Annotated in this window: 1 tRNA gene and 1 rRNA gene; both read right to left on the bottom strand. The window is 56.2% G+C overall.

The features are described from left to right. Window positions 1-53: 53 nt before the first annotated feature. A tRNA-Ile gene (locus L888_RS0111080) sits at window positions 54-127 on the bottom strand. A gap of 256 nt (window positions 128-383) precedes the next feature. After that, a 16S ribosomal RNA gene (locus L888_RS0111075) occupies window positions 384-1,917 on the bottom strand. Between the last annotated feature and the right edge of the window lie 92 nt (window positions 1,918-2,009).

Genomic DNA, 2,009 nt, shown 5'->3' with positions numbered 1-2,009 from the left:
CCTCGCCGGACGGCAATCTTGAATTTTGAATCCTGAATTCTGAATTGCAAAAGTAGTCCCAGGCAGACTTGAACTGCCGACCTCCACATTATCAGTGTGGCGCTCTGACCAACTGAGCTATAGGACTCTCTAGCGCCCCTAGGCCCTTGTCAAAAAACGGGGACCGGAGGCAGCCCGGCTTCCTTCTTCCCTTGCTTGTCAAAAACAGGGCAGCAGCAGCAAGAAGATTGGGAACGGCTGAACGAACCGTCACCGCCATACGGCCACACGGGCCGGACGGCATCATCCCTTCAAAAACACAAGGCATACACGCCCCAGAGGGGCACACATGCCTTAAGGCAATACCTTTCATACAACGCACACCTCACAGGCGACAGCTCCAGAAAGGAGGTGTTCCAGCCGCACCTTCCGGTACGGCTACCTTGTTACGACTTAGCCCCAATCACCAGTTTTGCCCTAGGCCGATCCTTCCGGTCACGGACTTCAGGCACCCCCGGCTTTCATGGCTTGACGGGCGGTGTGTACAAGGCCCGGGAACGTATTCACCGCGCCATGGCTGATGCGCGATTACTAGCGAATCCAGCTTCGTGGGGTCGGGTTGCAGACCCCAGTCCGAACTGAGGGGGGATTTCAGGATTGGACCGCGTTTGCACGCGGCCGGCTTGCTGTGCCCCCCATTGTAACACGTGTGTAGCCCCGGACGTAAGGGCCGTGCTGATTTGACGTCATCCCCACCTTCCTCACACCTTGCGGCGGCAGTGTCCACAGAGTGCCCGGCATAACCCGATGGCAACTGCGGAGAGGGGTTGCGCTCGTTATGGCACTTGAGCCGACACCTCACGGCACGAGCTGACGACAACCATGCAGCACCTTCGCAGAAGCCCCGAAGGGCCTCACCATCTCTGGATCGTTCCTCTGCAATTCAAGCCCGGGTAAGGTTCCTCGCGTATCATCGAATTAAACCACATGTTCCTCCGCTTGTGCGGGCCCCCGTCAATTCCTTTGAGTTTCACCGTTGCCGGCGTACTCCCCAGGTGGGATGCTTAATGCTTTCGCTTGGCCACACGCCCAATAAAAGGGCGGACGGCGGGCATCCATCGTTTACCGTGCGGACTACCAGGGTATCTAATCCTGTTCGATACCCGCACCTTCGAGCTTCAGCGTCAGTTATGCTCCCGTCAGCTGCCTTCGCAATCGGGGTTCCTCGTCATATCTAAGCATTTCACCGCTACACGACGAATTCCGCCAACGTTGCGCACACTCAAGCACGACAGTTCGCGCTGCAATCCAGGTGTTGAGCACCTGCATTTCACAACACGCTTGACATGCGGCCTACGCTCCCTTTAAACCCAATAAATCCGGATAACGCCCGGACCTTCCGTATTACCGCGGCTGCTGGCACGGAATTAGCCGGTCCTTATTCATACGGTACCTGCAAAACACCACACGTGGCGCACTTTATCCCCGTATAAAAGCAGTTTACAACCCATAGGGCCGTCATCCTGCACGCTACTTGGCTGGTTCAGGCTTACGCCCATTGACCAATATTCCTCACTGCTGCCTCCCGTAGGAGTCTGGACCGTGTCTCAGTTCCAGTGTGGGGGACCTTCCTCTCAGAACCCCTACCGATCGTTGCCTTGGTGGGCCGTTGCCCCGCCAACAAGCTAATCGGACGCATCCCCATCAACAAGCGGATAAACCTTTCTTCCAACACGGAGGACCTCGTTGGAATACATAGGGTATCAGACCGCATTTCTACGGATTGTCCCCTGCTTGATGGTAGGTTGGATACGCGTTACTCACCCGTGCGCCGGTCGCCATCGGCAGATGCAAGCATCCGCCATGCTGCCCCTCGACTTGCATGTGTTAAGCCTGTAGCCAGCGTTCATCCTGAGCCAGGATCAAACTCTCCATGGTAAAATATAACATTGTACGTACCTACAATCACCACAAGGCCAATGCCCCACGGCAAATGAAAGCACGACGTCTTGCCTGTCACAGAACGCCTG

The sequence above is a fragment of the Hallella seregens ATCC 51272 genome (genome assembly GCF_000518545.1).
Lineage (GTDB): Bacteria > Bacteroidota > Bacteroidia > Bacteroidales > Bacteroidaceae > Prevotella > Prevotella seregens.
The sequence above is the reverse complement of the archived record's forward strand: the minus strand, read 5'-3'. Positions and strand labels throughout refer to the sequence as shown.